This is a genomic window from Bacillus sp. 2D03 (assembly GCF_003946765.1).
Classification (GTDB): domain Bacteria; phylum Bacillota; class Bacilli; order Bacillales; family Bacillaceae_G; genus Bacillus_A; species Bacillus_A cereus.
This window is the reverse complement of record NZ_RPSJ01000001.1, coordinates 395,083-418,681: the sequence shown is the minus strand read 5'-3', so window position 1 is coordinate 418,681 and position 23,599 is coordinate 395,083. Positions and strand designations below refer to the sequence as shown.

Sequence of the window (23,599 nt, the reverse complement as noted above, 5' to 3'; positions counted from 1 at the left end):
CATCTCAAAATTCAGCGGAAGCAAAGAAGTTAGGTGGGCATCGGACTGCTCGTAAACGCCCGCTTGGTGAGGGCTAATTAAAGTTTCTTTTTATCTGTAGAATAGAAAAATTTGTGTAAACCTTAGAGTGATTCGACAAAAAATGTCAAAAAAACATTTTAAGCTTTGATATCATAATTAGAGACCATAGTTTTTAAAAGGGAAAAGGGGCTAATTATGAAACATAAAATCTTTACAGGATTGGTTTGTAGTATCTCTATATTAGGACTTGCTGCATGCGGAACGAATGAAGAAACTACATCATCAAAGGGAGAAAAAGTAAAGCAAGAAGAAAAAAAGGATATTAAAGCAACTGAGAGTTCAAAAGCCTTAGAAAATCCACAAGATAAAAAGGAATTTAATGATTTTGATGTAGCGTATCAATTAGCAATTGTCATGAAAATATTTCAAGATGTAACGATTAAGTATGATTACGCAATTGGGAATCCAGATTATTTATTGCGAGATTCGATGGATCAAAAAACAATAGATGATATGAAGAATATGTTACAAGAACAGGCGAAGAATAATGATAAAATTTTAAAAGATGAAGTGAATCAAGCATATACATATTTAAAACAATCGAAAGTAAGTAATAAAGATGATATTCAAAAAATAATAGATGCACAAAATAATTATTTACATATTGTAGATAAGATGATTACTTGTATTGATTCTGTAACAGTTGAGAATGCAAAAGAAAAAAGAAATGAAATGGATAATCTTAGTAAGGATTATTTAAAAATAGCGGCTAATGTAACAACCACTGTAATTGAAGTTGCTAAAAACACTGGAGTGAATGAAACTGAATTTAGATCGCTTCTTATGAAATTTTTAGAGAAGCCAAAGAAACAATAATAGCCTTATATAATATCTGTTTTTGTTTTGGAGATTGTATAAATAAAATAGTACCTCGTCTAAACTACAATAGACGAGGTGTTTTTTATGAAAATAAAACGGAGAATTACAATTGTTTTAATTTGTTTTATGTGCGTTATGTTTGTATTGCTTTGTCGTTTAATCCAAATTCAAATTATAGATACAGAATCATTTACTGATCGCAAAATAAATTTAATTGAAAAAAGTGTTACGCAACGCACACAATCCATTACAGTAGACGATGGACGTGGGCAGTTTATAGATCGTAATGGTAAAAAAATAGGTGAGGAAAAATATCCTGTTTTAATTATTTTTCCATTTTTACAAATAAAAAATGACATGTTAGAGAAAATCGCGCATATCATTGGTGTGTCGAGACAAGAGATTAGAAGACAAATGAAAAATAATAAAAATGCATTTACACTACAAGGAGAAACTGCTCCATTTCGAGTGACACGAGAGCAGATGGAGAAGGTAAATGAATTACATGTATTAGGTATTGTAGCAGCTGAAGTGCGATTAAAACAAACTGGAGAGATAAATCATTTAATTGGTGATGTAGGGGAGAACGAAAGGGAGTTTCAAAAGCGATATGGAGAATTGAAAAGAATCTCAAAACAAACGCCGATAGGTATTTCAGGATTACAGCAATCATTTGATGAATTTCTATTGACTGATGGAGAGGCAAAAGTATTATATCAAGTAGATCGGCAAGGAGAACCAATTTTCGGAAAGCAAGCGAAATACACTTCACCAGGAAATCCATTTTATCCAGTTAGGATTCAAACTACTTTACATAAAGAGTTGCAGCAAAAAGCAGAAGAAGTGATTGAAGCGAACGAAATAAAGAAGGGGGGACTAGTATTACTAGATGTAAAGACAAATGAAATATTAGCGATGGCTAGTAAGCCGTCTTTACAAGTAAGGGATGAGAATTTATATAAAACTACACTTGAAAATCAAATGTTAACGCCACATTTTCCAGGCTCTGTTTTTAAAACAGTAGTTGCAGCTGCAGTCATTGATCAAAAAGTAAATTTGTTTAATCGGACATTTAACTGTAATAAAGATTTATATGGTGAAAACGACCCGCAAGTTAGGATGGGTACACTTAACTTTAAAGAGAGCTTTGCTAGGAGTTGTAACAGGACATTTTCCGAGTTAGGTAACGAGCTATTACAAAAGGATAAGACGGTGCTAGAAACATACGTAGCAGCTTTAGGAGCAAATGAAAAGGTTGGATGGAAAGGTTCTGTATTTCATACACCTCATTTTGAGCAAATGCCAGAAGAAAAGGGTACTACTATTTGGGGGAATGAAGAAAATAAAAATAGTAAAAAAGCGGTAGAACAAACAGCAATTGGACAGAAAGATGTACGTATATCACCTCTAGCAATTGCAAATATGATGGCGACGATTGCGAGGAATGGAGAAAAGATGGAAGTGAAAGCAGTTGAAAAAATAGTATATAAAAATGGAGCGGATTTTTTTACATTTGAGAGCCATACGTTAAATGGAAAACAGCTTTCGTATGAAACAGTGAAAACATTACAAGAGTTATTAAGAGGCGTTGTAACAAGGGAGAAAGGAACAGGAACGGCATTCCGTTCGTTGCCACTAAGTGTCGCTGGAAAATCCGGGACAGCGCAAACAGGGAAAGGGACGAGGGTGAATCGCTGGTTTGCAGGTTATTTTCCGTATGAGAATCCAAGATATGCTTTAGTTGTTGTTGATCTAGAGACTGATAGCAAAGTGAATAAAGTTACACCTATTTTTAAAGATATGGTAGGAGCAATCTATCAATTGGAGAATGAAAAGTAATCTTGCAATTTATAGTGAAATGTCTTCATTTCATGAAAATATCATTGTAAATGTTCAACCTTTCTAGATTTAATGTTACAATAGCAATTAGGAAAAACTGCATGGAGGTTTGGAGAATGGCAGGAGGATCAAGATTCCAACAGAAACAACAAAAACGTCGTCAAAACGGTGTTTTAAATATTGCAATCGCTATTGTATTACTATTAGTAGCTATTGTAGCATATCAATTGTTCGTTCCTAGTACGAAAGAGCAAGCATCTTCTACTGATAAGAAAGTCTCTCAACAAACAACAAAGAATGAGAAAGCTGGAAAATCAGAAGATAAAGAATCTGCTAAGAAAAAAGAAAAAGAACAAGAGCAAGCAGAAGCCAAGAAAAAAGCTGAAGAAGAGAAGCTAAAGGCTGAAGAAGAACAGAAAAAAGCTGAAGAAGAAGCGAAAGCTAACGAGAAAGTATCAGCTGAGAAAACTGTATCTAAGGCAAAAGAGGCGTATACAAAACCTTCTTGGAAAGCTGTAGGAACAGAACAAGGTTCATCACCAGCGATGACGTTTAAACAGGGTTCATCAGATTGGAATGAGATGCAAAGTGCAATTGCTGCAGGTGTTGAAGTACCGAAAGAGCAATTAGTATTCCATTTTGTTGGAAGAGACAAAACTGGAAAGAGTAAAGCTTATGGTGATGTTCAAGATAAGCAAAGTGGGAAAAGATATTATGTAAATATTGATTGGGTAGACAATGAGGGCTGGAAACCAGTACTTGTTCAAACTCTAAACTAAAAAAGAGAGGCTCCTTAGGAGCTTCTCTTTTTTGTTAACGCAATTTCTTTAATTTAAAATGAACAACCGCGCTATAATACGGTCTTTTGCTTTCAGGATCCATAACCATCTGATGTGAGATGTGATGAACTTCAAGCATAAGTGCTTTATTATTATCAATTTGTTCACTAATTTTTCGTTCTAAAGAAGCTAAGTCTCCCGCTTCAAAAAACTCTACTTTATCTTCTAACATTTCAAAGGTAAATGACATGAAGACGGCCCCTCTCCTATGTAATCAACTATAGTGTAACAAAGAAAAGAAGGAAATACCATGTACATTTCAATTGACATTTTTAGAAAGAGGGAATATCATACTGATAAAACCGATAAGAAAAAGGGGAATTTTTATGGGTACAGAATTTAATGGTTTATTTGATGAGTGGGCTCATACGTACGACTCATTTGTACAAGGCGAAGATATACAATATAAAGAAGTTTTCGCCCATTATGAGGACATTCTAGAGGATGTAGTTAACAAGTCATTTGGTAATGTATTAGAATTTGGTGTCGGTACAGGTAATTTAACAGATAAATTATTACTTGCTGGCCGCACAGTTTACGGTATAGAACCGTCGCGTGAAATGCGCATGATTGCAAAAGAGAAATTGCCAAAAGAATTTTCAATTACAGACGGTGATTTTCTTTCGTTTGAAGTTCCAAATTCAATTGATACCATTGTAAGCACCTATGCATTTCATCATTTAACAGATGATGAAAAAAATGTAGCGATTGCGAAGTATAGTCAATTGCTAAACAAAGGTGGTAAAATAGTGTTTGCTGATACGATATTTGCAGATCAAGATGCATATGATAAAACTGTTGAAACAGCAAAACAAAGAGGTTTCCACCAGTTAGCAAACGATTTGCAAACGGAATACTATACACGTATTCCAGTTATGCAGACTATTTTTGAAAACAATGGCTTCCATGTAACGTTCACGAGATTAAATCATTTCGTTTGGGTAATGGAGGCAACTAAGCAATAGAAAGAGGGATTAGATTGAGAATTGCTGTAATTGGAGCAATGGAAGAAGAAGTACGTATTTTACGTGACAAATTAGAACAAGCAGAGACAGAAACAGTTGCAGGTTGTGAATTTACGAAAGGGCTATTAGCAGGGCATGAAGTAATCTTGTTAAAGTCTGGTATTGGTAAAGTAAACGCAGCGATGTCAACGACAATTTTATTAGAAAAATATAAGCCTGAAAAAGTAATTAATACTGGTTCAGCTGGTGGATTCCATCATTCTCTAAACGTAGGTGATGTAGTTATTTCCACTGAAGTTCGTCACCATGACGTAGATGTAACAGCATTTAACTATGAATATGGTCAAGTACCAGGAATGCCGCCTGGATTTAAAGCTGATGAGGCGTTAGTTGCATTAGCTGAGAAATGTATGCAGGCTGAAGAAAATATTCAAGTTGTAAAAGGTATGATTGCAACAGGTGATTCATTTATGAGTGATCCGAACCGCGTTGCAGCCATCCGTGATAAATTTGAAAATCTTTATGCGGTAGAAATGGAAGCAGCAGCAGTTGCACAAGTATGCCACCAATATGAAATTCCGTTTGTTATCATTCGCGCACTTTCTGATATTGCTGGTAAAGAATCAAATGTTTCATTTGATCAGTTTTTAGATCAAGCAGCTCTTCACTCTACAAACTTTATTGTAAAAGTGTTAGAAGAGTTAAAGTAATGTAACAAAAAGGCAACTGTCTCATATAAAGAAAATACATACAGTTGCCTTTTCTTTATTGGCAAACAAGGGGGAGAACACGATGAATGTATATCGTGGAGTTCATGAGTTAATTGGTCATACACCAATTGTAGAAATTACTCGTTTTTCACTTCCGAAAGGGGTCCGTTTATTTGCAAAGCTTGAATTTTATAACCCAGGCGGAAGCGTTAAGGATCGTTTAGGAAGAGAATTAATCGAAGATGCGCTAGAAAAAGGGCTTGTTACCCAGGGTGGAACAATTATTGAACCGACTGCTGGGAATACTGGTATTGGACTGGCACTTGCAGCATTAGAACATGATTTACGTGTTATCGTTTGTGTACCAGAGAAATTTAGTATTGAAAAACAAGAATTAATGAAAGCACTAGGTGCAACGGTCGTGCATACACCGACTGAGCAAGGAATGACCGGTGCAATTGCTAAAGCAAAAGAGTTAGTAAATGAACTACCGAATTCATATTCTCCAAGTCAGTTCGCAAATGAGGCAAATCCTCGTGCATATTTTAAAACATTAGGACCTGAACTGTGGGACGCATTGAATGGAGAGATTAACATATTTGTTGCTGGAGCAGGAACTGGCGGTACGTTTATGGGGACTGCATCTTATTTGAAAGAAAAAAATATAGATATTAAAACAGTGATTGTAGAGCCAGAAGGATCTATTTTAAATGGTGGTAAGGCTGGTTCACATGAGACCGAAGGAATTGGACTGGAATTTATCCCGCCATTTTTGAAGACATCTTATTTTGATGAAATTCATACGATTTCTGATCGAAATGCATTTTTACGAGTGAAAGAATTAGCCCAAAAAGAAGGACTTCTCGTTGGGAGCTCTTCAGGAGCAGCATTTCATGCGAGCTTACTGGAGGCAGAGAAGGCAGCACCAGGTACAAATATTGTAACCATTTTTCCTGATAGCAGTGAGCGCTATTTAAGTAAAGACATATACAAAGGATGGGAATAAAAAATGAGAGCAAAGACAAAGTTAATTCATGGTATTCGCATAGGAGAACCTTCAACTGGATCTGTAAACGTACCGATTTATCAAACAAGTACGTACAAACAAGAAGCGGTTGGTAAGCATCAAGGATATGAATATTCACGTACAGGTAACCCAACACGTGCAGCTTTAGAAGAAATGATTGCTGTATTAGAAAATGGGCATGCTGGATTTGCATTTGGTTCAGGAATGGCTGCTATTACAGCGACAATTATGTTGTTCTCAAAAGGTGACCACGTAATTTTAACAGATGATGTTTATGGCGGAACATACCGCGTTATTACGAAAGTATTAAACCGTTTCGGTATTGAGCATACATTTGTAGATACAACAAACTTAGAGGAAGTTGAAGAAGCGATTCGTCCAAATACGAAAGCAATTTATGTGGAAACACCAACGAATCCACTACTAAAAATTACTGATATTAAGAAAATATCTACTCTTGCTAAAGAGAAAGACTTATTAACAATTATTGATAACACATTCATGACGCCATATTGGCAGTCGCCGATTTCTTTAGGAGCAGATATTGTGCTTCATAGTGCAACGAAATATTTAGGAGGTCATAGTGACGTAGTTGCAGGTTTAGTAGTTGTAAATAGTCCACAACTAGCAGAAGATCTTCACTTTGTACAAAACTCAACAGGAGGTATTCTTGGGCCACAAGATAGCTTCTTACTACTTCGCGGTTTAAAAACATTAGGAATTCGTATGGAAGAACATGAAACGAATTCACGCGCTATTGCTGAGTTCTTAAATAATCATCCAAAAGTAAATAAAGTATATTACCCAGGTCTTGAATCACATCAAAACCACGAATTAGCAACAGAACAAGCAAACGGATTTGGTGCTATTATCTCATTTGATGTAGATAGTGAAGAGACATTAAATAAAGTACTTGAGAAACTACAATACTTTACACTTGCTGAAAGCTTAGGAGCAGTAGAAAGTTTAATTTCTATTCCATCTCAAATGACACATGCATCAATCCCAGCCGATCGCCGCAAAGAATTAGGAATTACAGATACATTAATTCGTATTTCTGTCGGTATTGAAGATGGTGAAGATTTAATTGAAGATTTAGCACAAGCGCTAGCATAATAAAAAATGCACTGCTCTATATTAGCAGTGCGTTTTTTTATTACATCATTTGTGAAACATTTCACAAAATAGACATACACAAACGAAATGATTTCATGTATATTGAATTCAGGAAATGTTACTCACGAACAAACTTGTGAAACTTTTCACAAACAATGAAATTCATGTAGGAAAGCATCTCTATTTTTTTGTGTTAATTGGGACTTATTTTGACCTATAGGGACATATAAGGACCGTGATAGTAGAATAGGAGGAAATTCACATGGTAGTCAAAGAGAAAGTTGTAAATGAAATGCAGGAAGTAAAAAAGATGATTGATACGCTAGTAAATAATGGTCAACAAGCTTTACAAGCATTAGAAAGTTTTACACAAGAGGAAATTGACAACATTGTTCATGAAATGGCATTAGCAGGTGTTGATCAACATATGCCGCTAGCAAAATTGGCAGTTGAAGAAACTGGCCGTGGTGTATATGAAGACAAATGCATTAAAAATATTTTTGCCACTGAATATATTTGGCATAGTATAAAGCAAGATAAAACGGTAGGGATTATTCACGAAGATCCTCATGAAGAAATAATAGAAATCGCGGAACCTGTCGGTGTAGTAGCTGGGGTAACGCCAGTAACGAATCCAACGTCGACAACAATGTTTAAAGCGTTAATTGCGATAAAAACAAGAAATCCAATTATTTTCGCATTTCATCCTTCCGCACAAAAATGTTCTGTGGCAGCAGCGAAAACCGTATATGATGCAGCGATGAAAGCTGGTGCACCAAAACACTGTATTCAATGGATTGAAAGACCGTCTGTTGAAGCGACGAAACAATTGATGAACCATGATGGTGTAGCACTCGTTCTAGCAACTGGAGGCGCTGGTATGGTGAAATCAGCTTACTCTACTGGAAAACCAGCGTTAGGCGTTGGTCCTGGTAATGTACCGTGTTATATAGAAAAATCAGCACATGTAAAACGAGCTGTTAATGATTTAATTTTATCGAAAACATTTGATAACGGTATGATTTGTGCATCGGAACAAGCAATCATTGTCGATAAAGAAATTTATGATGATGTTAAAACAGAAATGATTGAAAACAATTGTTACTTTGTAACAGAAGAAGAAAGAAAAAAATTAGAAAAGCTCGTTATAAATGAAAATACATGTGCAGTAAATAGTGATATTGTAGGGAAATCAGCACAGTATATTGCCGATTTAGTTGGGATCACTGTTCCTGAACATACAAAAATGCTTGTAGCTGAAATTCAAGGTATCGGAGCAGCATATCCGTTATCTCGTGAGAAACTGAGTCCAGTATTAGCTTGTGTGAAGGCGAATTCATTAGAAGAAGGATTTACATATTGCAAAGAAATGTTGAACCTCGGTGGTTTAGGACATTCAGCAGTTATCCATTCTACAAATAAAGATGTGCAAAAGCAATTTGGGTTACGTATGAAAGCTTGCCGTCTCATTGTAAATGCACCTTCATCACAAGGTGGAATAGGGGATATATATAATGGATTTATTCCATCACTTACACTTGGTTGTGGTTCATACGGAAAGAATTCAGTTTCCCAAAATGTAACAGCGACCCATTTATTAAATATAAAAAGGCTGGCAAATAGAAAAAAGAATATGCAGTGGTTCAAACTGCCACCAAAAATTTATTTTGAAAAACATGCTACAGCTTATTTAACAAATATGCCTAACATTTCACGTGCATTTATTGTAACGGACCCCGGAATGGTTGAACATGGCTATGTCGATACAGTCGCGCACTATTTAAACAAGAATGCAAATGATGTGAAAGTTGAAGTTTTCTTTGAGGTCGAACCAGATCCATCAGATGAAACTGTTTTCAAAGGTGCGGAAATGATGAAAAGCTTTAAGCCAGATGTAATTATCGCACTTGGTGGTGGTTCAGCTATGGATGCAGCAAAAGGAATGTGGTTATTCTATGAGCATCCAGAAACGACATTCTATGGTATTAAACAGAAATTTTTAGATATAAGAAAACGTACATGTAAATATCCGGAATTAGGAAATAAGGCGCAGTTTGTTGCGATTCCAACGACATCAGGAACGGGATCAGAAGTGACACCATTTGCGGTTATTACAGATAAGAAAAATAATATAAAGTATCCGCTCGCAGATTATGAATTAACACCAGATGTAGCAATTGTTGATCCACAATTTGTAATGACAGTACCACCACATGTAACAGCAGATACTGGTATGGATGTTTTAACACATGCAATTGAGGCGTATGTGTCTGTTATGGCAAATGACTATACAGATGGATTAGCATTAAAAGCTATTGATCTCGTATTCAAATATTTACCGAGAGCATATAAAGATGGAAATGATGAAGAAGCAAGAGAAAAAATGCATAACGCTTCTGCAATTGCAGGGATGGCATTTGCGAACGCTTTCCTCGGTATTAATCACAGCTTAGCACATAAGATTGGACCAGAATTCCATATTCCGCACGGACGCGCAAATGCCATTCTAATGCCGCACGTAGTCCGCTATAATGCTATTAAGCCAAGAAAACACGCATTGTTCCCAAAATATGAGCACTTTGTGGCAGATGAAAGATATGCACATATAGCGAGAATGCTCGGTCTTCCAGCAAGTTCGGCAGCAGAAGGGGTGGAATCACTCGTCCAAGCAATTATTGAGCTTGGAAAAAGCTTAAATATTAATATGAGTATTGCGGGACAAGGAGTCGATAAAGAGCAATTTGAAGAGGTTGTTGGAGTATTAGCAGAAAGAGCTTTTGAAGATCAATGTACAACTGCTAATCCAAAGTTACCGCTTATTTCAGAGCTGAAAGAAATTTATATGGAAGCATATAAAGGTGAATAATGATAAAAAAAGAGCCGCAGTAAAAGCGGCTCTTTTTTTTATTGGAAAACATCTCCCAGAATGGCTGTATTTACTGGTCTTTCAGTTTCATAGAATATGATACAGTGAAATGGAGGAGTGAGAATATAATGAAAGAATTAAAAGGAAAAATAGAAGATTATACTCGGTTTGGACAAATGCTTCTCGCTGTAAGTACATTGTTAATGGTTGGCTTATTGATTCCGAGTGGAGCAAAAGAGACAATCCAATTTTTTGTTATGATGGGGAGCATCGTTATATTTTTAAGCTTATCGTTCTTTTTCTTTCAGCGTGTGAAAGTGATGCGTGACCAGCTAGAGGAAAATGAATGTGAATAATATTGTTAACTAGAGCGCAGCGAAAAGAAAAAATCTTTTTGTCGCGCTTTTTGTTTTTTGTAGGAAAATATATGCGTTTCGTGTTGACAATGATAATCCTTATCAATTAAAGTAGAATAGTAGTTAATGATTATCATTATCAATTAGAGGTGAAGAAATGAAAAAATCTATTACGCTATTTACAGCGATTTTATCTATTTTTTTCTTGTTAATAGGTTGCAGTGCCAAAGGGGACGAAAAAGCGTCTGCAACCAAAACAGAAAAAGGAAAAGAGAAAATCGAAATTACCGACCTATCAGGAAGAAAGGTAACATTCGATAAAGTGCCAGAAAGTTTTGCAACATTAAGTATGGGGGACATGGATATTATTCATGCTTTAGGTGGAAAAATAGTAGGTCGCCCGGATACGAAATTAACTCTTCCGGATGAGCTAAAGAAAGCACAAGTAATTGGGAATGCACATCAACCGAATTTTGAGCAAATTGTTAGTTTAAAGCCCGATGTACTTGTTGCTAACAATGGATTCCAAAAGAATGTGCCAACGGTTGAAGGACAAGGAACGCAAGTTATCATTTCTTCTGCGAATTCTGTACAAGATATTCAAAAGAATATTGAATTATATGGAACGGTAATGAAGAAAGAAGATAAAGCAAAAGAAATTATTCAAAAAATGAATGATCAAATGAAGAAATATGAGAAAAAGAGCGATGTGAAAGCATTGCTAGTGTATGGCGCACCAGGAACTTATTTAGCGGCATTACCAACATCTTTATCAGGTGATATTTTAGAAAAAACAGGCGGAAAAAATATTGCTTCTGATTTTCCAGAAACGAAAGAATATCCGCAATATGCACAGCTAAGTGTAGAACGTATTATTGAGGCGAATCCAGATGTGATTTATTTAATTACACACGGAGATCCAAAAAGTGTGAAAAAAGCATTCGAAGGCGAAATGATGAAAAATGAAGCGTGGAAAAATTTAGAGGCAGTAAAACAAAACCGCGTAGTTATTTTGCCACCTGATTTATTTGGATCTAATCCTGGTACAAAAGTTACAGAAGCAATGGACTTTATGTATAAAAGTATACAAGATGTAAGGAAATGATACGTATGGAAAGTAGTGAAGTAGTAAGAGAAAAGGAACATCCTTTTGCGAAAAAAAGATGGATAATAGCAGTTACTTTAGTTGTATTAACAATCCTAGGTCTCTTTTACGGTCTTTTCGCAGGAAGTTTATCCTTTTCTGTACGAGATATTCTAACGGGTATACAAGATGAAGGTTCGACAGTTCATCGAATTGTATGGGATCTTCGCATACCGAGAGTGCTCATTGGGTTTATAGTAGGAACATGTTTAGCTGCATCTGGTACACTGCTACAAGGAGTTATGAGAAACCCTCTTGCAGATCCTGGTATTATCGGAGTTTCATCTGGGGCAGGCCTTGTAGCAATTGTCATCATGATTTTATTCCCACAGCATCTAGCTTTTTTACCACTAGGGGCGTTTTTAGGAGCTTTCATAACAGCGATGGTTATTTATGCTTTATCATGGCAAAAAGGGGCACCACCTTCAAGAATCGTCTTAGTAGGGGTGTCGATCAATGCATTAATTGGTGCAGCAACGTCAGCATTAATGTTATTACATAGTGACAAAGTACAATCGGTGTTACCGTGGCTAGCGGGTGGTATTGGTGGTGTAAGTTGGGCACATTTAAATATGATTATTTATTATGCAATATTCGCCATTATATTAGCTTTCTTTGGTATTAAGCATATTCGAGTGTTAATGCTTGGAGATGAAATGGCAAAGTTATTAGGACATAACGTGGAAAAAAGTCGGTTTTATTTAATCGTAGTAAGTACATTATTAGCTGGAATTGCAGTAAGTGTGTCTGGTCTTATTGGATTTGTCGGTCTTGTCGTACCACATATGCTACGTTTATTAGTTGGAAATGATTATAGATATTTGCTACCTTTATCATGCCTTGGCGGCGGGGTATTACTTGTTTTTGCGGATGCAATAGCTCGAAGTTGGTTTGACCCAATCGAATTGCCTGTTGGTATTTTACTGTCCTTCTTAGGTGGTCCGTTCTTCTTATATTTAATTCATAGAGGAGGAAAACAAAGTGATTTCCGTTAACAAAGTGTTTTACGCACACTCTGAAAGATTTCAAATGCAAAATATGAATGTACATATTAAGGCTGGAGAAATCGTTAGTTTAATTGGTCCGAATGGATCGGGAAAATCTACTTTGCTTCGTTTAATAGCAAGGCTACTGAAACAAAGCGAAGGGGACATCATTTTAGATGGGAAAAATATTCATATGATGAAGAGTGCTGATGTAGCGAAGCAATTAGCAATGTTACCACAAATGCATGATCATCAATTAGATTTAACAGTGAAAGAACTAATTGAGTTCGGAAGAGGTCCACATAAATCATGGAGTAGCCACTTAAATAAAGAAGATGAAGAAATTGTTGATTGGGCATTGTCTGTTACAAATCTTGAAGGGTGTGAATATCGTCTTTTACATTCTTTATCAGGAGGAGAACGGCAACGTGCTTGGATTGCGATGACGCTAGCGCAACGTACAAATGTCTTATTATTGGATGAACCAACAACCTTTTTAGATATCGTTCACCAGTTGGAAGTAATGGAACTTGTGAAACGATTAAATGAGGAGTTTGGAATGACAATTATAATGGTTTTACATGACATTAACCAAGCTGCTCAATATAGCGATCGTTTACTTGTATTAAAGCGAGGGAAAATTCAGTATGATGGTATACCAGAAGAAGTACTATGCCATGAAATGTTTCAACATGTATTTGGCATAGATGTAGATATTTTTCAGGGAAGTGACAAGCCTTTTTTTACACCGAAACGAATTTCTAAAAGGGGAGAAGAGCGATGCAAACAGAAGAGCGTATTACCATTGAATTAGTAAGAAAATTTGTTATGGCAGCTCACGGGGATTTAGAGAAAGTACAAGAGCTATTGGTTGAATCACCAAGCTTACTTCACGCCTCTTATAATTGGGGTGGATCAGATTGGGAAAGTGCGTTAGGCGCATCGGCACATGTAGGTCGTAAAGATATTGCTCTTTATTTACTAGAAAAGGGTGCTCGGATGGATATTTTTGCAGCAGCTATGCTTGGTGAATTAGAAGTTGTACAAGCTATTTTAGTAGCTCAACCAGAAGCATTGCGCGCATCTGGTCCTCATGGTATTTCTCTTCTTCAACATGCACGAATGGGTGGAGAGAAATCTAAGCGTGTATATGATTATTTAGCAATACTATCTTAATGAACGAAGGAAGTTCTTATGTGCGGTAAACTTTTCACTTGAAACAATTGGAAAGTTTACCGCCCGTTAGAACGGGATAAGTATCTAGTATATTTGAAAATCCTACCCCCCCCCCTCAATTGTAGTTTTCTTTATGCTAGTTATGATATGGATGCAGTGGACAATATTTGTCTACTGCTTTTTTTGTTTCTATAAGATTGAATATTCTGTGTTATGTAGTTGATTCATTTATAATAAATGGTAACATTTATTGTGCATACAAAATATGATTGTGAAATTAAGAAGAAATTAGTAGAAAGGAGTGAAGGAATGTTTCATACAGACCGTTTACAAATTCGTAAATATACAATGGATGATTTACAGTTCTACGCTTCACTATGGGGAAACGAAAAAGTAATGCGCTATATTGGAAATGGGAATTTAAAAACATATATGCAATGTAAAAAAAGTTTGGAAGAGTGGGTAATTCCTAGCTATAAAAACGGCCTCGGTTTATTTGTATTAATTGAAAAGGAAACGGGGATACGGATTGGTCATGCAGGATTAGTAAAGCAGCAGATAGATGGAAAAGAGGAATTTGAAATTGGTTATTGGTTATTACCTCAGTATTGGGGAAAAGGCTATGCGAAAGAAGCAGCGGCAGCATTTCGAGACTATGGCTTCCAAGCGTTACGAATGAATAAATTGATTTCTCTTATTAATCCGGACCACCCCGCCTCAATCTTTGTCGCTAGAAAAACGGGGCTTAGTTATGAGAAAACAACTTCATTTCATGGGATGGATGTTCTCGTTTATTCCATTAGGCGCGTTGGATGAAAAAAGGTTAATTGCATTTTTTGAAGAATGGTATATAAAAATAAAAGGGGGGATTACATGTACATTTATCATAATGGACTTATTATTCGTGAGGGAACGAATGGTGTACCTGCATATGCAATTAAGACTTTATTTGAAGATGCCGGTTGGAGCAATGATAATATCCCTTCTTGGCAAATTGAAAAATTCACGATAGCATTTGAAAATTCAACATGGGCATTCACAATCTGGGATGAAGAAGAGATGATTGCCATGGTTAGAGTCATTTCTGATGGAATCATGGTCGCGAACATAGTAAATTTAGTTGTGAAATGTGAATATAGAGGGAAGGGATTAGGTAAGAAACTTGTCGCTCTTTGTTTGCAAAAGCTACCACATGGTGACTGGTTTGCACATACTTCTGCGAACAATTTTGATTTTTATAGAAGCTGTGGATTTGAAGTTAGAGAGCTATCGAGAAATGGAACATGTGCGTATTATGGATATCAAGTCGCCAAAAGAGATGGTCACCGATAAATGAATGGCAAGTAAAAAAGTATAGCGAGGTAATTTTGAGACTTTTGATAATAGAGAATGGATTGAGGCTCGTTTTATGATAAAATAAAAGAAAATTCTGTTTATTTCTAGGGGGATAAAAATGAGTATAAAAGTTGGGGATGTATTTAAATATGAAAGAAGATTTACTGAGGAAGAGGTTTTTGAATTTGCAAATATTACCGGTGATAAAGGTAGACACCATGTGGAATACGATGAAGATGGAAGATTAATGGTTCATGGTTTATTGACTGCTAGCATTGGGACGAAAGTGGGAGAAGAGTTACATTACATAGCAAGAGAATTAGTAAGTGAGTTTATTAGACCAGTGTTCACAGGAGATACGATCACTTGTGAACTAACTTTAACAAATGTTGAGCAAATGGAAGGCTATAAAAAAGTTTCAATCGAGTCAGTTTATCGCAATCAGCATGAAAAGACTGTACTAGTTGGGACAAGTTATGGAATTATAAGGGGATAAAAAAGAAGCCTGTTTAACAGGCTTCTTTTTTATTATTTAGTAAACACGTTTTCGATTTTCTGCATAACTAGAGATGAGTAATAATGCAGTTTCTTCTCCTATATTACGAACAATATGAGGAACACATGCATTCCATGAGAAAGAATCACCTTCTTCTACAATTGCAATATCTTCACCGTGCTGAACTTCTAGTTTTCCGCGTAATACAAGGTGACATTCTTCCCCTTCATGGGCATTTGGTGAGTTTTCTTTCGGGAATCCAGTAGGGATTTCTACTAAAGATAGGCGAAGGCCCCCTTGCTCCGCAACATGTTCAATTCTTTGCTCATCTTTGCCGTATACACTGTATTTCCGTTCTTCTTTTTTGACAATTTTTAATCGATCTTTTTGCTCTAACAATAAATAGGGAAGGGGAACGTTTAAAAAATTGGAGATCGTTTCTAAAGTTGAGATAGATGGTGATGTTTTATTATTTTCAACCTGACTCATAAATCCTTTAGAAAGACCTGTTCCCTCACAAATTTGTGCGATTGTTATGCCCCTACGTTGACGAATTTCACGTATTGCAGAACCAATATTCATAAAATCAAGCTCCTTTTTGTAAACAACTATTTGTATCATAGCAAAAAAAATATATTTTTTCCCAGTGAAAATGAATTGACGAATAAAAAAAATTAGTGTATGTTTTGTAATGTAAATAAAAGTTTTATATAATAAAACTATAAAGGAGAGAAAGAAATGAATCAACATATTGGTAACTTAATTATTCGTATCGTGTTAGGGGTAACATTCTTCATGCACGGTTTAACAAAATTCCAATCAGGAATTGACAATATTGCAGGGTGGTTTACAAGCATTGGTTTACCAGGAGGACTTGCATACGGTGTAGCAACATTTGAATTAGTTGGAGGCCTATTATTAATTCTAGGTTTAGGTGTAAGATATATTGGATTATTATTTGCACTTGTTATGGTTGGAGCAATCGTAAAAGTGAAATGGTCAGCTGGTTTATTGGGAGATGGAAAAAATCCTGGTTTCGAATTAGAACTTGCATTATTAGCAATGGGTGCATACTTATTTGTTGCAAAAGCTGATGGTTTTGTAGATAATTTCTTAAAAGAAAAAATGTCAAAGAAGAAATAATTTAAATGGGGGAGGCTAACAAGATGAGTTTTCAACTTCATCCCAATACAACACTTGATGTTGTTCATTTATACGTATCTAATGTAAAGAAATCACTAGAGTTTTATACGGAAGTACTAAGTATGAAGGTGCTAAAAGAAGAAAAAGCAGTCGTTACATTTGGGAATGAAAATGATGAACCACTTCTTATCATTGAAGAAAAGAAAGAAGCTTTTCCGAAGCAAAGAGGAAGAACAGGGTTATATCATTACGCAATTTTATTACCAAGTAGGCAGGATTTAGCGAATGTTCTTCGTCATCTTGTAGAAATGGTATATCCACTACATGGCGGGGCCGATCATTACTTTAGTGAAGCTCTTTATTTAGCTGATCCAGATGGAAACGGGATTGAAATTTATCATGATCGACAAAAAGAAGTTTGGCGTGATGAGAATGGAGAGCTCCCATTTGTTAGTAACCCGTTAGCTGGTGAAGAATTATTGCAGCAAGGAAGTACATGGAGTGGATTTCCAGCTGGTACTGTGATGGGGCATATTCATTTCCATGTAGCTGATTTAGAGGAAGCGAAACGTTTCTATGTTGATGGTCTTGGTTTTGAAGTAACGATCCCAGCTCGTAATGGAGCGTTGTTCGTATCAGCAGGTGGCTATCATCACCATATCGGTTTAAATACATGGCAAGGTGAAGGGGTACCACCGCAAATGCCAGGTTCTGTTGGTTTGAAATATTTCACAATTGTACTAGCGGATGAAAAACAAAAAGAACAAGTATGTGAAAGCTTAAAAAATATTGGCAAGATTGCTACGTACAAAGATGGAATATTACAAGTCGAGGATCCATTTGGACATTGTATCCATTTCAAAATAAAAGGAGAAGCCTAAAAAGGCTTCTCTTTTTTATTTTCTTATAATTGCATTTTCGTTTTGTAAAAATAGTTCATCAAATTGTTTTGCAAGCTCAAAATCTAGTTTCGTTAAACCTTTTGCATTCCAAGATGACAAAGTAATAATAACTGCTTTATACTGGATAAGGATAAATGGATGGTGATTATGTTCTTCTGATAGTTTGGCGGCTTCAGAGACAAATTCGACTCCTTTTAAGTAGTCGGAAAACATATATTTTCGTTCAATCCATTTCTCATCTTTTACCATCCATTTATCTACCTTCAATAATTCCTCGTGAACTTCTTCTTCAGTTAATCTTAGCATCATTTTTCACATCCTTTATTGGAAGTAACGCAAGACCATTGTTAATAAGGCGTGTTACAGCTTCGTCAGTTGTGAAAGTAGAAAGTTGATGTAGTAATGCTGCAGATGTTTCATGCCCTTTGTTATGCTCTAAAAGTAACTCTAATACTTCAAGGCGCAGCAACCATTCTTTCGCATAAAATTTATTTAATACTTCTTGAATTGCTACTAATTGATCGATATGCGCGTCGTGTAAAATCCCCTCACTTCGAATATCTCGAACTGTTTGATACATACGCTCGAGTTCATTCAGTACAAGCGGAGCAGGAATTTCTTGAACTTCTTCATCCATTGGGAAAAATGCTGCTGCATCTGCGGCACCTGGGAATACTGAAGTGATTTGTGAGCCAACAGCCATATCAAATGCGCCCCATGAAGCATCAAATAAAACGCGGGCGTTATAAGTAACTGTGCAATCGATAAAGGAAATAAGAGCAATTTTCTTATCGTTTTTCACAATATCTGTTACTGTTCCTTTTACATGAATACCACTTGCAAAAGTAAACTCAGCGATAGTTCCAATTGTAATTCCTAATGATTGTAGTTGTTCGTCTGTACAATTTTCTAATGCAATATTTTCAGTAAGTAATCCAATCGGTGTTCCAAATCCGTCACTGTGTACAGAAGTAGAATGATTCGCTAACTGTTTATTATGAAGCGCTAATGCCGTTGGCGAATTTGTTCGCATGTAAATTAATTCACCTGCATCGTTTTCAATTGTCTCGCTAAATGTACCTGTGATTTGTAATCCGCTATTTAGCTCAGCTGTTGCATAGTTCTCAGAGCGAATTGCTTTTTCTAAACCTTCTTTTCCACCTGTTTTAAAGGCCATTGTTTTAGAAAATGTTTCAAGCGCATCTGTTAATTCTTCAAAGGACTTGCAAACGAATAGTTGTGGTTGCATTTTTGTTACGTCATAAGTTGTCCCTGTACATGCTTCGATAGAAAATGGAACTTTTTCTACAGCGTCTGTTAAGCAATGTTTGCTTTCGCCAACAGAAGAAAGGAGACCAGCACCATATATTTTTGGATCATCTATATTTCCAATCAATCCATATTCTACTGTCCACCAGAAAAGACGTGAAATTTGTTCAGCTTCTGATAAACCAGAAACTAAGTTTTGTTTTTCGATTACAGCATTTTCAGCAGCCTTAACTTCATCAGGAGTAGAAGTAGGACTTTCTTTTACTATCGTTAATGTACGAACAGCTTCAAATGCATCATGTTCTTCTTTTGTAGAGAAAGCTTTTGCACCAATTTGCCCAAAACGTTTCACATATTTTGCATATGTAGGATCAAGTAAAATCGGTGCGTGTCCTGCGGCTTCGTGTACGATATCTGGAGCTGGTGTGTACTCGATATTTTCTACTTTCCGAATATCTGTTGCGATTGGTAGTAATCCGTGTCCTTGGAAATCGAAGAATGCTACACCGGGAATAAGTCCGTCAATCGTTACAGCGCCCCAGCCACTTGGTGCCAAACACTCATTCATTTCTTCTACTTTTGGAATTGAATCTATATTAATACCAGATGATTGTAGTCCGTTCACATAGGCTGGATGAGCAACGTCTTTTAAGAAACTATGATTTTGTCTCATAATATAACGCCACACAGCGTGATTCACCGGTGTGTATTGATCATAATGTTGTGTGGATACGAATGGTTTTAAATGCGATGGGATTTCTGTTTTCTTTGTCATTTAGACATCCTCCTTTTTTTTTCAATAAAATTGAATATCGATTTCGTAAGCTTGTATCACCTCCTTTCATTTTTGTAAGCGCTTATAAAATTTTATCATAAGATTCGGAATTATTTAACATATGTTTCTGTGAGAAATAGAAAAAGCCCCTATCGGAAAATCCGATAGGGGCGAAAGAATCGCGGTACCACCCTATTTGTAAGAGAAAATATACTTACATCTCAATTAATGATAACGGAAAAATTCCGTCTTTTCCTTCATGCATAAAAGCACTACGAAAAAGAAGCTCCAGAATTGTAATTCATACTTATATATGTGCTAATTTCCACCGACCATTAGCTCTCTGTAACAGGGATATAAGATACTACTGCGATTCTTTCAACGCGTATATATGAAATTGTGTAAGAGGATGGATGCAAAAAAGTCCCTATCGGAAAATCCGATAGGGACGATAAAAATCGCGGTACCACCCTATTTGTAAACAACTAATTGTTTACCACTCACTTTACGATAACGGAAAGATCCGTCTTTCTCTTCATGCCATAAAAAGCATTACGGGAAAGAAGCTCCAGAATTGTAATTCACGCTTGTATATGTACTGATTCGCACCAACCATCAGTTCTCTGAGACAGTGATATAAGTCGCTACTAGCATTCCTTCAAAGCCGATATATAATTCGTTCAACTAAACTATGTTTTGTATTATAAAACTATATTAAAAAAATTGTCAACAAAAATTTTTTATCCCGTGTTAATGAGCAGTAAAATTCCTACCTCAAAATTCAGTGGAAGTAAAGAAGTAAAGAAGTAAAGAAGTAAAGAAGTAAAGAAGTAAGATGGGAGCCTAACTGCTCGTGAACCCCCGATTGGTGAAGGCTAATAATCAGTGGGGATGAACGAAATCTCCACTGATTAAAATTTCACTTTATTTCACTTCTAAATTAACAGTTAAATTAGAGGTATTGCCAGCTGCATCAGTTGCTACAATGTGAATAGTATTTTTTCCTTCGTGTAATTGAGTGCGATCGAAATAAATGTCATAGCTTTTCTCCCAAGGGTTCAGGAATGCCTGTTCCCATACACCATTTCCGTTAATTTCATATTGCATTCTCACTGGAATACCAGGTGCTATCCAACCAGATTCTGACATCCAATCTAGTAGAATATCATCAACTTTTCCTCTAATTACAAGATTTTCTTGGTCAACCTCGTGTGTTAACTTAGGTGCAGTTCGATCAAGAAATACAGCAGCTGTTTGCTTTGTTTCTCCGCCAGAATTAGAAGCAACTGCTTCAATTTGATATAGCCCGTCAGTTAAAGGAGTGCCATCTGCTTTTGTACCATTCCATTTGAAAGGTTTATACCCAGGAGTTGCATTTTTAGCTTGATGGATAATCCCTTGATACGTTACATGTTCTTTCGTAACTAAATTTGCATGCAATGTGATATCATCCACAGGCGCAACTAAATAGTAGTTGATGAGATTATCATCTAGTACGTGGTCGCCATTTGGGCTAAAAGTAGAATTAATAATTTCAAGTCCATCGATACGTTTATAATCTTTAGGATCGATACTAAATGTGAATGGAATTCGAATTTCTTCTTTTGCCCCTTGTTCTTTTACATATACATTTCCAGTATATACACCTTGTTGTAGTGAGTTATCTACAGTGATAGTAAATGGTTTTTCGGTACTACTATTCGGTTGTATGCTAATCGATGAAGGGACAGAAGCTTTTACTTTTGTTTTTGTGTTTGCATCTAGTAATTCCACACGAGTTGAAAAACTTTTCTTTTTACTAGAAAGGTTTTGTAATGTAACATTTTGCGTCAGTTTTACTTTTCCGCTATTGGGCTTAATAAGACCGAAGCTGACATTGTTAGGTTTTACTAATATATTTGTTTGAGCTGCTTTCGGAATGTTAATTAAACCAGATCCTTGTGCCATAACAGGGTATGTATTTTCATTGACATCATGTAATGTTTTGGCATTGTTGGCAAGAGCCGCTTTCAATTGTTCTGTCGTCCAATCAGGATGCATTTGACGCAAGAGGGCAACCGCTCCAGCTACTTGCGGAGCAGCCATACTTGTTCCGTTATGCGATTCATAGCCGCCTCGCGGTACTGTACTAGTAATTTGTACTCCAGGTGCAACAACATCAGGCTTTATTAGCCAACTTCCTTGTGATGGTCCTCTTGAACTAAAGTTACCGATAAGTTCTGTTTGCTTTGGTTGTCCAATTTTTATGTTTTTCTTTCGTTTTGTAATTAAAGTTTTTAATTCTTCCCCATTTGTATTTGATAATTGCGTTACTGGGACAGCTAGATGTTCACGTGAAAAATATTCCGGCATCATATTAATTTCTTTTTCGCTAGAGATTAATAACACACCAAGTGCACCAGCTTGCTTCGCTTGTTCTGCTTTTACTAATGTACTAGAAGTACCTTGTAAAATAAGTGCGAATTTCCCTTTTACATCTTGTTTTGCATAATCACTTGGATTGCCATAACCAACATATACAAGAGGGGAATCATTTCCTATTGGAAAATCGGATTTTGATAACGGTAACCCTTGATATGTTTTGCTGGAACCAGCTACTTGGAATGTTGGAAACGGGATAGAAACCGTAGATGCTCCAACAGAAATGACACTACTTGCGTTACCGGGAGCATCAACAGACCAAGGTTTTGGTCCGTCATTTCCATTTGAAACGACAGCAGTAACACCAAGTTTCGCTGCTCGTTCTAACGTTAATGTTACAGGCTGATCAGGTACATTTAAATCCTGCCCAAGGGAGAGGTTTAACACATCCGCACCATCTTGAATCGCTCGCTCAATCCCTTGGATAATATCATCTGTTGTACCAGTTCCACCGTCATTCATTACACGATAGGCTAGAATAGAAGCGTTTGGAGCAACGCCTTTAATTTTTCCGTTACCTGCAATAATTCCAGCTACATGAGTACCATGTACGTTACCATCCATTGGATCGTTATCTTCATCAACCGTGTCATATCCACCGATATAATTTGCCTTTAAGTCAGGGTGTGTATAGTCTACGCCAGAGTCGATAATGGCTACTTTCATGCCTTTTCCATCAAGCGGTTTGCCAGATGGATCTTTTAAATTCCACGCTTCAGGTGCACCAATTGTCGGTCCACCGATATTTGGTGCTTCTTCGTTAGTAGCACTTTTTGATGTTTCATGCAATTTATATGTTAAGTTCGGATAGACTGCTTTTACTTCAGGTAAAGAGGCAAGAGAGGTAATTTGATCTCCAGGAACTGAAATAGAGAATCCGGAAAATAACGTATTATACACTTCTTTAATTTTTGCACCAGGTGCTTTTTCTTTTATTTTCTTAGTCGTATCTTCTTGTGCTTTTTTTAGCTCAGCATGATAAGACTGCGCATTACTATTTTGGAAATCTGGAGCATGCTGAATATTACTTTGAGCAGCGAGAGGTGCGTGTTGCAATTCTACAATTACTGATATTTCTTTTGTTGTTTTCGTTTCAACATTTTGAGCAATTTTATGTTCTCCCCACTGTTCAATCGTTGTTTTTAATTGTGGACTAAATTGCTTTTCCTTTTGTAGTGATTCAGCATGAGCGCTTAAAGCTCCAAAACTAGAAAAGACAAGCGCCATGCTTAATAGTGTAGATGTAGTTTTTTTCATTGATACTCCCCCTAATAAAAGTGCTAATATTCAGAAATAAAATCTTGCATTTTAGTTAAAAATTATAAATATAAATG

The 23,599-nt window shown here is 36.2% G+C and carries 23 protein-coding genes and 2 other annotated features; of the genes, 18 read left to right on the top strand and 5 right to left on the bottom strand.

The annotated features are described in order from the left end of the window. Positions 1 to 216: 216 nt before the first annotated feature. From EBQ15_RS02460 to EBQ15_RS02450, 3 genes are all read left to right on the top strand, one after another. Positions 217 to 897, top strand: a complete 681-nt coding sequence (locus tag EBQ15_RS02460; protein ID WP_000680878.1) for a hypothetical protein — start codon at positions 217 to 219, stop codon at positions 895 to 897. Between the two features lie 87 nt (positions 898 to 984). Further along, complete coding sequence (locus tag EBQ15_RS02455; RefSeq protein WP_000695140.1) at positions 985 to 2,739, top strand: peptidoglycan D,D-transpeptidase FtsI family protein; 1,755 nt, start codon at positions 985 to 987, stop codon at positions 2,737 to 2,739. Between the two features lie 116 nt (positions 2,740 to 2,855). Continuing rightward, positions 2,856 to 3,518, top strand: coding sequence for a YrrS family protein (locus tag EBQ15_RS02450; protein ID WP_000897099.1), 663 nt, complete (start codon positions 2,856 to 2,858; stop codon positions 3,516 to 3,518). A gap of 34 nt (positions 3,519 to 3,552) precedes the next feature. On the opposite strand, the gene EBQ15_RS02445 is transcribed toward EBQ15_RS02450, so the two are convergent. Continuing rightward, positions 3,553 to 3,768 carry a YrzA family protein gene (locus EBQ15_RS02445; RefSeq protein WP_000010984.1) on the bottom strand — a complete coding sequence of 72 codons (216 nt, stop codon included), beginning with the start codon at positions 3,766 to 3,768 and terminating at the stop codon, positions 3,553 to 3,555. Between the two features lie 136 nt (positions 3,769 to 3,904). On the opposite strand from EBQ15_RS02445, the gene EBQ15_RS02440 reads away from it, so the two are divergent. The 13 genes from EBQ15_RS02440 (at position 3,905) to EBQ15_RS02375 (ending at position 15,755) form a co-directional block, all read left to right on the top strand. Beyond that, the gene (locus EBQ15_RS02440; protein ID WP_000536313.1) at positions 3,905 to 4,543 is read left to right on the top strand and encodes a class I SAM-dependent methyltransferase; all 639 of its coding nucleotides are present in this window, start codon (positions 3,905 to 3,907) and stop codon (positions 4,541 to 4,543) included. Between the two features lie 14 nt (positions 4,544 to 4,557). After that, a complete protein-coding gene (gene mtnN / locus EBQ15_RS02435; protein WP_001217024.1) occupies positions 4,558 to 5,253 on the top strand; it encodes a 5'-methylthioadenosine/S-adenosylhomocysteine nucleosidase in 696 nt (231 codons plus the stop codon). Positions 5,254 to 5,335: 82 nt separating this feature from the next. Further along, positions 5,336 to 6,259 carry an O-acetylserine dependent cystathionine beta-synthase gene (locus EBQ15_RS02430; RefSeq protein WP_001103881.1) on the top strand — a complete coding sequence of 308 codons (924 nt, stop codon included), beginning with the start codon at positions 5,336 to 5,338 and terminating at the stop codon, positions 6,257 to 6,259. A gap of 3 nt (positions 6,260 to 6,262) precedes the next feature. Continuing rightward, entirely contained in the window at positions 6,263 to 7,396 is a 1,134-nt protein-coding gene (locus EBQ15_RS02425; RefSeq protein ID WP_001201908.1) for a bifunctional cystathionine gamma-lyase/homocysteine desulfhydrase, read from the top strand. Between the two features lie 262 nt (positions 7,397 to 7,658). Continuing rightward, on the top strand, positions 7,659 to 10,262 hold the full coding sequence (gene adhE, locus EBQ15_RS02420) for a bifunctional acetaldehyde-CoA/alcohol dehydrogenase (protein ID WP_000260497.1): 2,604 nt from the start codon (positions 7,659 to 7,661) through the stop codon (positions 10,260 to 10,262). Between the two features lie 128 nt (positions 10,263 to 10,390). Beyond that, the gene (locus EBQ15_RS02415) at positions 10,391 to 10,618 is read left to right on the top strand and encodes a YrhC family protein (protein WP_000661265.1); all 228 of its coding nucleotides are present in this window, start codon (positions 10,391 to 10,393) and stop codon (positions 10,616 to 10,618) included. A gap of 157 nt (positions 10,619 to 10,775) precedes the next feature. Then, positions 10,776 to 11,723 (top strand): ABC transporter substrate-binding protein, encoded by a 948-nt coding sequence (locus tag EBQ15_RS02405; RefSeq protein ID WP_000748455.1) that lies wholly within the window; start codon positions 10,776 to 10,778, stop codon positions 11,721 to 11,723. Between the two features lie 5 nt (positions 11,724 to 11,728). Then, positions 11,729 to 12,757 carry a FecCD family ABC transporter permease gene (locus EBQ15_RS02400; RefSeq protein ID WP_002000971.1) on the top strand — a complete coding sequence of 343 codons (1,029 nt, stop codon included), beginning with the start codon at positions 11,729 to 11,731 and terminating at the stop codon, positions 12,755 to 12,757. After that, positions 12,744 to 13,562: an ABC transporter ATP-binding protein gene (locus EBQ15_RS02395; protein WP_000626524.1), complete on the top strand. Its 819-nt coding sequence runs from the start codon at positions 12,744 to 12,746 to the stop codon at positions 13,560 to 13,562. The genes EBQ15_RS02400 and EBQ15_RS02395 overlap by 14 nt, the downstream gene beginning before the upstream one ends. Beyond that, entirely contained in the window at positions 13,529 to 13,924 is a 396-nt protein-coding gene (locus EBQ15_RS02390; RefSeq protein ID WP_016118650.1) for an ankyrin repeat domain-containing protein, read from the top strand. The genes EBQ15_RS02395 and EBQ15_RS02390 overlap by 34 nt, the downstream gene beginning before the upstream one ends. A 237-nt stretch (positions 13,925 to 14,161) precedes the next feature. Further along, positions 14,162 to 14,740 (top strand): GNAT family N-acetyltransferase, encoded by a 579-nt coding sequence (locus EBQ15_RS02385; RefSeq protein WP_002000973.1) that lies wholly within the window; start codon positions 14,162 to 14,164, stop codon positions 14,738 to 14,740. Positions 14,741 to 14,797: 57 nt separating this feature from the next. Then, positions 14,798 to 15,256 carry a GNAT family N-acetyltransferase gene (locus EBQ15_RS02380; protein ID WP_000276114.1) on the top strand — a complete coding sequence of 153 codons (459 nt, stop codon included), beginning with the start codon at positions 14,798 to 14,800 and terminating at the stop codon, positions 15,254 to 15,256. A 121-nt stretch (positions 15,257 to 15,377) separates the two neighbouring features. After that, positions 15,378 to 15,755 carry a hotdog family protein gene (locus EBQ15_RS02375; RefSeq protein WP_000025014.1) on the top strand — a complete coding sequence of 126 codons (378 nt, stop codon included), beginning with the start codon at positions 15,378 to 15,380 and terminating at the stop codon, positions 15,753 to 15,755. Positions 15,756 to 15,791: 36 nt separating this feature from the next. On the opposite strand, the gene EBQ15_RS02370 is transcribed toward EBQ15_RS02375, so the two are convergent. Then, complete coding sequence (locus tag EBQ15_RS02370) at positions 15,792 to 16,337, bottom strand: helix-turn-helix domain-containing protein (protein ID WP_001020693.1); 546 nt, start codon at positions 16,335 to 16,337, stop codon at positions 15,792 to 15,794. 156 nt (positions 16,338 to 16,493) lie between these two features. Here EBQ15_RS02370 and EBQ15_RS02365 point away from each other — a divergent pair, with 156 nt between their 5' ends. Next, on the top strand, positions 16,494 to 16,898 hold the full coding sequence (locus EBQ15_RS02365) for a DoxX family protein (RefSeq protein ID WP_001071552.1): 405 nt from the start codon (positions 16,494 to 16,496) through the stop codon (positions 16,896 to 16,898). A gap of 23 nt (positions 16,899 to 16,921) precedes the next feature. Continuing rightward, positions 16,922 to 17,779 (top strand): VOC family protein, encoded by an 858-nt coding sequence (locus tag EBQ15_RS02360; RefSeq protein WP_000009857.1) that lies wholly within the window; start codon positions 16,922 to 16,924, stop codon positions 17,777 to 17,779. A 15-nt stretch (positions 17,780 to 17,794) separates the two neighbouring features. On the opposite strand, the gene EBQ15_RS02355 is transcribed toward EBQ15_RS02360, so the two are convergent. The 3 genes from EBQ15_RS02355 to EBQ15_RS02345 form a co-directional block, all read right to left on the bottom strand. Next, positions 17,795 to 18,109 (bottom strand): 4a-hydroxytetrahydrobiopterin dehydratase, encoded by a 315-nt coding sequence (locus EBQ15_RS02355; RefSeq protein ID WP_000979538.1) that lies wholly within the window; start codon positions 18,107 to 18,109, stop codon positions 17,795 to 17,797. Beyond that, entirely contained in the window at positions 18,090 to 19,844 is a 1,755-nt protein-coding gene (locus EBQ15_RS02350; protein ID WP_000163212.1) for an aromatic amino acid hydroxylase, read from the bottom strand. Before EBQ15_RS02350 ends, EBQ15_RS02355 begins: the two co-directional genes overlap by 20 nt. Before the next feature lie 163 nt (positions 19,845 to 20,007). Further along, positions 20,008 to 20,235, bottom strand: a binding site (T-box leader). A gap of 50 nt (positions 20,236 to 20,285) precedes the next feature. Then, positions 20,286 to 20,515, bottom strand: a binding site (T-box leader). A 253-nt stretch (positions 20,516 to 20,768) separates the two neighbouring features. Further along, complete coding sequence (locus EBQ15_RS02345; RefSeq protein WP_000754149.1) at positions 20,769 to 23,522, bottom strand: S8 family peptidase; 2,754 nt, start codon at positions 23,520 to 23,522, stop codon at positions 20,769 to 20,771. Positions 23,523 to 23,599 lie beyond the last annotated feature (77 nt).